At 68.5% G+C, this 6671-nt stretch carries 8 protein-coding genes; 3 read left to right on the top strand and 5 right to left on the bottom strand.

Features of this window, described 5'->3' with window-relative positions; translation table 11 throughout:
* Positions 1 to 320, top strand: a 320-nt coding sequence (locus F816_RS0111195) for an IS110 family transposase (protein ID WP_019594797.1), incomplete at its 5' end; no start/stop codon positions are given.
* A 231-nt stretch (positions 321 to 551) separates the two neighbouring features.
* Complete coding sequence (gene radC, locus F816_RS0111190) at positions 552 to 1223, top strand: DNA repair protein RadC (protein ID WP_019594796.1); 672 nt, start codon at positions 552 to 554, stop codon at positions 1221 to 1223.
* 310 nt (positions 1224 to 1533) lie between these two features.
* On the opposite strand, the gene bioF is transcribed toward radC, so the two are convergent.
* The 4 genes from bioF to F816_RS0111165 are packed head-to-tail and all read right to left on the bottom strand — an operon-like array spanning position 1534 to position 4921.
* A complete protein-coding gene (gene bioF, locus F816_RS0111180; protein ID WP_019594794.1) occupies positions 1534 to 2709 on the bottom strand; it encodes an 8-amino-7-oxononanoate synthase in 1176 nt (391 codons plus the stop codon).
* The gene (locus F816_RS0111175; protein ID WP_019594793.1) at positions 2706 to 3458 is read right to left on the bottom strand and encodes a class I SAM-dependent methyltransferase; all 753 of its coding nucleotides are present in this window, start codon (positions 3456 to 3458) and stop codon (positions 2706 to 2708) included. Before F816_RS0111175 ends, bioF begins: the two co-directional genes overlap by 4 nt.
* Positions 3459 to 3470: 12 nt before the next feature.
* The gene (gene bioB / locus F816_RS0111170; protein ID WP_019594792.1) at positions 3471 to 4466 is read right to left on the bottom strand and encodes a biotin synthase BioB; all 996 of its coding nucleotides are present in this window, start codon (positions 4464 to 4466) and stop codon (positions 3471 to 3473) included.
* Positions 4463 to 4921, bottom strand: coding sequence for a hypothetical protein (locus tag F816_RS0111165; protein ID WP_026333241.1), 459 nt, complete (start codon positions 4919 to 4921; stop codon positions 4463 to 4465). The genes bioB and F816_RS0111165 overlap by 4 nt, the downstream gene beginning before the upstream one ends.
* 240 nt (positions 4922 to 5161) lie before the next feature.
* Between F816_RS0111165 and F816_RS0111160 the strand changes: the two genes are divergently transcribed.
* Positions 5162 to 5716 carry a ComF family protein gene (locus F816_RS0111160; protein WP_026333240.1) on the top strand — a complete coding sequence of 185 codons (555 nt, stop codon included), beginning with the start codon at positions 5162 to 5164 and terminating at the stop codon, positions 5714 to 5716.
* Between the two features lie 19 nt (positions 5717 to 5735).
* Here the strand turns inward: F816_RS0111160 and ubiA are convergent, their stop codons facing one another.
* Entirely contained in the window at positions 5736 to 6605 is an 870-nt protein-coding gene (gene ubiA, locus F816_RS0111155) for a 4-hydroxybenzoate octaprenyltransferase (protein ID WP_019594789.1), read from the bottom strand.
* Positions 6606 to 6671 lie beyond the last annotated feature (66 nt).

Raw genomic sequence — 6671 nt, 5'->3', positions numbered from 1 at the left:
CGTTCACGAGCGCCCGGCAGGCGGCGGCGTTCCATGGGCTGGTACCGGTCCATCAGGAGTCCGGGACCTCGATCCAGCGGCCCCCGCGACTGGCGAAGGCCGGCTCGGGCCGGCTGCGCAAGACGCTCTACATGGCGGCTGTGGTGGCCACCCGCTACAACCCGGACGTGCGGCACCAGTATCACCGCCTCCTGAGGCGGGGCAAGGCCAAGATGGCGGCGATCGGGGCGGCCATGCGCAAGCTCCTGCACATCGCCTTCGGCGTGCTCAAGTCGCAAACCCCGTATCAACCCCGTAATGACATGCCTTGCAACTCATAGATCAAGACGGTATCTACGGTTGGGCGCAGTTCCGGGTTGTAGGATGCGGATGAGCGCCGCGAATCGCATCGCGGAGGTGTGGGGCGCCCCCGGACGATGGTGGATGGTCCGAGCGTTTGAACGGTGCGTTTCGCGGGGCTCAACGCACCCGACCTCCATTGGATGACACGATCCGCGGAGGCGGACCCGGACCGAAAAAATCGAACGTAACGCAACCACAGGGAGGTGGTGATGGCGATTACCGACTGGCCCGCGGCCGAGCGCCCGCGGGAAAAGCTGATCGAGCGCGGCGCGGCCGCGCTGTCGGATGCGGAGCTGCTGGCAATCTTTCTGCGCACCGGCGTGGCTGGCAAGAGCGCGGTCGATCTCGCGCGGGATCTGCTCAGCCGCTTCGGTGGGCTGCGGCCGCTGTTACAGGCCGATCAGGCAGGGTTCTGCGCGGCACCGGGACTGGGTGCGGCCAAGTACGCCCAGCTCCAGGCCGTGCTGGAGATGGGGCGGCGGCATCTGGCCGCTGACCTCGACCGCGGTGATGCCCTGACCTCGCCCGCGACCACTCGCCAGTTTCTTGCATCGCGTCTGCGCGACTATCCATTCGAGGTCTTTGGCGTCCTGTTCCTGGACAACCGCCATCGGGTGATCGCGTTCGAGGAGCTCTTTCGCGGCACCATCGACGGCGCCTCGGTGCACCCGCGCGAGGTCGTGCGCCGCGCCCTGCACCACAACGCGGCCGCCGTCATCCTGGCCCACAATCACCCCTCGGGTGTGGCCGAGCCATCGCGTTCGGACGTCGCCATCACCCGCCGCCTGGCCGACGCCCTGGGGCTGGTCGACATCCGCGTCCTCGACCACGTGATCATTGCCGACGAGGCCGTCTCCCTCGCCGAACGCGGCGAGCTTTAGGGCGACGTTGATTCATTCACGCGTCCGCGCTGCAACGCGGTGAGACGACCAAGTCGTCATTGCGAGGAGCCGAAGGCGACGAAGCGATCTGCCGGGGTAGGTAATCTGCCAATAATCTGCCCGTGGGCATCCGGATGACGATTGCTTCGTCGCTTTGCTCCTCGCAATGACGGTTGGTGGATAGTCCGCAACTGGGTCTATCCGTGGATGTCCCTGTGGCCGGGTTCGTCTGGGCAGGCGGTAACGGTGTGGCTCTGGCCGTCGATGGTCATCGCGAAGTCGCGGTTGCGGCGTTCGAGCAGAGTCATGTCTAGGTCTGATCGAGGGCGCGTTCCAGCGCCTGCAGCAGTGCGTCGACCTGCGTTTGGGTGTGGGCGGCGGACAGGGTGATGCGCAGGCGGGCCTCGCCTTCCGGGACGGTCGGGGGGCGGATCGCGGGGACCAGGAAGCCGGCCTCGAACAGGCGCTCGGCGACGGCGCTCGCGCGAGTGGCGGTGCCCAGGGTGACAGGCTGGATGGGTGTGAGGGGCGGTGGGTGTGGCAGGCCGAGGCGATCCAGCCCGTCGCACAAGCGTCGCAACAGGTTCTGGATGTGCTCGCGGCGGTCGTGGGCGGACGCGGCGATTTGCACCGAGGCCAGGGTGGCGACGGCCAGGGCGGCCGGCATCGCGGTGGTGTAGATGTAGGGGCGCGCGGTCTGGATCAGGGTCTCGATCAGCGGTTCGGAGCCGGCCACGAAGGCCCCGGCGGTGCCGAAGCCCTTGCCCAGGGTGCCCATCAGGACCGGTACGTCGTCGCCGCCGAGACCGAAGTGCTGGCAACTGCCGCCGCCGGTGTCGCCCAGAACCGACAGGCCGTGGGCGTCGTCCACCATCAGCCAGGCATCGTACTCGCGCGCCAGGGCGGCGAGTTCCGGGAGCGGGGCGATGTCGCCATCCATGGAGAACACGCCGTCGGTGACGATCAGACGCTGGCTGTTGGTTGGCGCCTTCTCCAGGCGCTCGCGCAGGTGTTCGGGCTCGGCGTGGCGGTAGCGCTGGCTGCGCGCGCCCGACAGGCGCACGGCGTCGATCAGCGAGGCGTGGTTCAGGCGGTCCTCGAAGACGGTATCGTGGCGCCCGACCAGGGCCTGGACCAGAGCCAGGTTGGCCATGTAGCCGGTGGAGAAGACGAGTGCCCGAGCGCGCCCGGTGAAGCGGGCCAGGGCTTGTTCCAGCTCGTCGTGGGCGCGGGTGTGGCCGTTGATCAGGTGGGCCGAACCCGCGCCGACGCCGTACTGATCCAGCGCCTTGCGGGCGGCGGCGGCGACCGCCGGGTCACCGGCCAGGCCCAGGTAGTCGTTGGAGCAGAAGGCAATCACGCTGCGGCCGTCGATGACTTGTTCGGGGCGTTGCGGGCCATCGAGGATGCGGGTGCGGCGCCATAGCCCGGCGTCGCGCACAGTGTTCAGGCGTTGCTCCAGGTAATGATCGAGCGAGTCGCTCATGGGCGCAGGCCCGCGCGCAGGAAGATCGGCCAGTGCACTCGTGCCGGCATGCTCGGGTTGGACCACAGGGCTTGCAGGGCCGGCGCCAGCGCGGCCAGCGGGTCCTGGCCAGCGGCGCGGGCGCGGCGGATCGCGGACCAGGTATCGAGATAGCCCAGCAGGGTGGCGCGATCCCATTCGCGCGTGATGCGAAACTCGGGCGCCTCGATCTCGGGCCAGGGAAACGGAAGGTCGCGGTAGTGGCGGCGGATGTGCTGGCGCTCTTCCGGCCACCAGGGGGCCAGGGTGGCATCGTGGAAGTCGATCAGCAGGCGGTCTAGCGCTGGGTCCTCGGCGCGCAGCACGCCGTAGCCCCAGATCGCCAGCAGCCCGCCCGGGCGCAGGACGCGGGTAACCTCGTCGTGGAACTCAGTGTGACGGAACCAGTGCGCGGCCTGAGCGACACAGGCCAGGTCGATAGAGTCATCGGCCAGTGCACAGGCCTCGGCGGCGCAGGCGACACGGTCGATTTCGGTATCGCCCGGCAGCGCGGCCAGTAGTGCCGGGGCGGCATCCGTGGCGATGACGTGCGAGAAGTGCGGCGCCAGGCCCCGCGCGGCCTGGCCGTTGCCGCTGGCGCAGTCCCAGGCGCGTGCGAGCCGCGGGGTGCGTGCTGCCAGCCAGTCAAACAGCTCGACCGGGTAGTCCGGGCGGTGGCGGGCGTAAGCGGTAGCCACCGCCGAGAAATGGTCGGGGAAGCCGCCGCTCACCGCCGGTCTGGCTCAGGCCGAGGCGGAGGCTGGCTGGTCCGATTGCGCGGGGGCTTCCGGGCCGGTCTCCGGGCGCAGGCCCAGGCGCTCGAACAGTGCCAGGTCGTGGTTCTCGCCGGGGTTTGGCGTGGTCAGCAGGGTGTCGCCGTAGAACAGCGAGTTGGCACCGGCCAGGAAGCACAGAGCCTGCATCTCGTCGGACATCTCGGTGCGCCCGGCGGACAGGCGCACGTAGGACGCCGGCATCAGGATGCGGGTGGCCGCGATGGTACGCACGAACTCCAGCGGGTCGAGGTGCTCGATGCCGTGCAGCGGCGTGCCCTCCACCTGGATCAGCTGGTTGATCGGCACCGACTCCGGGTGCTTCGGGAGGTTGGCCATCTGCTGCAGCAGCCGCGCGCGATCGCGGCGCGACTCGCCCATGCCGAGGATGCCGCCGCAACAGACGTTCATGCCCGCCTCGCGTACGTGCTCCAGGGTCTCGAGACGGTCGTCGTAGGTGCGCGTCGAGATGATGTGGCCGTAGAACTCCGGCGAGGTGTCGAGGTTGTGGTTGTAGTAGTCCAGGCCCGCCTCGGACAGGCGTTTGGCCTGCTCGGCCTTCAGCATGCCGAGGGTCATGCAGGTCTCTAACCCCTCGTCCTTCACCGCGCGGACCATCTCGATCACGCGCTCCAGGTTCTTGTCGGTGGGGTTGCGCCAGGCCGCGCCCATGCAGAAGCGGGTCGCGCCCTGGGCGCGAGCGTTGCGGGCCGCCTCCAGCACCTCGTCCAGCGGCAGCAGGCGTTCGCGTTCGATCTCGACCTCGTGGTGCGCGCTTTGCGGGCAGTAGGCGCAGTCCTCGGGGCAGGCCCCGGTCTTGATCGACAGCAGCGTGCTCACCTGGACCGCGTTCGGGTCGAAGTGCTCGCGGTGGACGGTCTGCGCGCGGAAGATCAGGTCATTCAGCGGCAGGTCGAGCAGGGCCTCGACCTCGTCGGTGTTCCAGTCGTGGCGGGGCGTGCTCATAGATGATGTTCCTTGTCGGCTTCGGCGGGGATCTCGACGTCCGTCCAGGGCTCGCGATAGATATTGAGCAGGGCGTAGATCGTCCACGGCAGCAGGATGGCCGCGGCCACCGCCCAGTAGGCGCGGTAGTAGTTCAGATCCGGCGGAAAGAAGGTGGCGACCCCGATCAGCAGGCCCATCAGGGCGTAGTAGCGATAGGCGGCCCACTGCGTGAAGTGGCCGACGCGGGGATCGGGGTGGTGCTTGTTCAGGGCGTAGACCAGCATCGAGCCGCCAAACCACAGTACCAGCGGGACGATGCCCATGATCGCGGCGATGATGAAGCCGACCCCGACGCCCTCGCTGCTCACCAGGAACAGCGGGATGCCGGCAATCGACACGCTGATCAGGTTGCCGATATCGAACATCGACGCGGCGCGCCGCGAGCTGCGCCCGGAGACGGTCCTGGTGGCCATGGTCTACCCTGCATGCAAAAAGCAGAGCATACCATTATGGCCCCGGACCCTTCATTGCGACCCGTTTCCAGGCGGTCTCCGGCCGCGCGTTTGAGGGCCCGGGCTGTGGCCTGTGTCGACTGGCTGGGGGAGGCCCTGTACCCCGGTCAGTGCGGACTGTGCCTGGCCTCCGGTCCGGCGATCTGCGCGGATTGCCGGGCGGATCTTGCGCCGCTCGCGCACCCCTGCCCCACCTGTGCGTTGCCCCTGCCGGTAGCCGGAGTGTGCCCGACTTGCATCCGCCGCGCGCCGGTCCTGGATGCACTGCATGCCGGCTGGGCCTATGCCTGGCCGCTGGATCAGCTGATCCTGGCCTACAAGCACGGCGCCAATGCACGGGCCGAACGCATCCTCGCGGCCCTGGCGGAGCAGGTGGCGGGCCGTCTGGTGGGCGAGAACGGCGATCTGCCCGATCTAGTGCTCCCCGTGCCGCTGCATGGCAGGCGGCTGCGCGAGCGGGGTTTCAATCAGTCGGACTACCTGGCGCGGCGTGTGGCGAGGGTGCTGGATGTCCCGCTGGATACCCGCGGACTGCGGCGCATCCGCGCGACCGAGTCGCAACAGGCGCTGGGTCGCAAGGCGCGGCGGCGCAATGTGCACGGTGCGTTTGCCTGGGACGGTTCGAGCCTCGCCGGGCAGCATGTGCTGGTGGTGGATGACGTGGCGACTACGGGCGCGACGCTGGCCGCACTGGCCGAAGTGCTGCGCCGCGAGGGTGCCGCACGGGTGGAGGGACTGGTCCTCGCGCGCGCCTGAGACTGTGCGGGCGCGGAATTCAGGCCCCCAGGTGGTGGTCGGCGATCATCGCCAGAAGGATGACGGCGCCCAGGTAGTGGTTGTTTTTGAAGGCGCGCAGACAGTCGGCGGGTTCGCGTTCGAAGATCAGGAACTGCTGGTAGAACATCAGCATTGCCACCACCACGAGCCCGGCGGTGTAGTAGCCACCGAAATCGGCGTGCTGGCCGACGAGATAAAGCCCCAGCCACACGAGCACCTGCAGCCCGCCAGTGATCAGGCGGTCGAGTTCGCCGAAGGCGATGGCCGTGGATTTTACCCCGATCTTCAGGTCGTCTTCGCGATCCACCATGCCGTAGAAGGTGTCATACACCACCGTCCACGCCAGCACGGTTACGAACAACAGCCAGGCCACTTCGGGCGGGTGCTCGCCGGTGACGGCGGTGAACGCCATGGGCACGGCCCAGGCAAAGGCGGCGCCGAGATGGACCTGCGGGAAGTGGTGGAAACGCTTGGAGAACGGGTAGGTGCCGGCCAGTGCCACCGCCACCAGGGAATACAGGATGGTCAGTACATTGGTGAACAGCACGAGAACGAAGGCGACCACGCTGAGGGCCACGAAGGTTCCCAGCGCCTCGCGCGGGGTGATGGTGCCGAGCGCCAGCGGCCGGTCGCGGGTGCGCGCCACGTGTCCATCGAAGTCGCGGTCGGCGTAGTCGTTGATCGCGCAGCCCGCCGAGCGCATCAGCACCACGCCGGCGGAAAAGATGAAGATCAGGTAGGCCGGCGGCCAGCCCTCGGCCGCCACCCACAGGGCCCAGAAGGTGGGCCACAGCAACAGGTAGATGCCCACCGGGCGATCCAGCCGGATCAGGCGGGCGAGTTCCCACAGGCGTTCGCGCTCGGTCATGGCGGCCAAGCTTACCAGCCTTGTTGCGGAAGGGGCCCGCGGCCGTGCGAGTTGATCGGCGTCTCC

It is taken from the genome of Thioalkalivibrio sp. ALM2T (assembly GCF_000381505.1).
Lineage (GTDB): Bacteria > Pseudomonadota > Gammaproteobacteria > Ectothiorhodospirales > Ectothiorhodospiraceae > Thioalkalivibrio > Thioalkalivibrio versutus.
The sequence above is the reverse complement of the archived record's forward strand: the minus strand, read 5'-3'. Positions and strand labels throughout refer to the sequence as shown.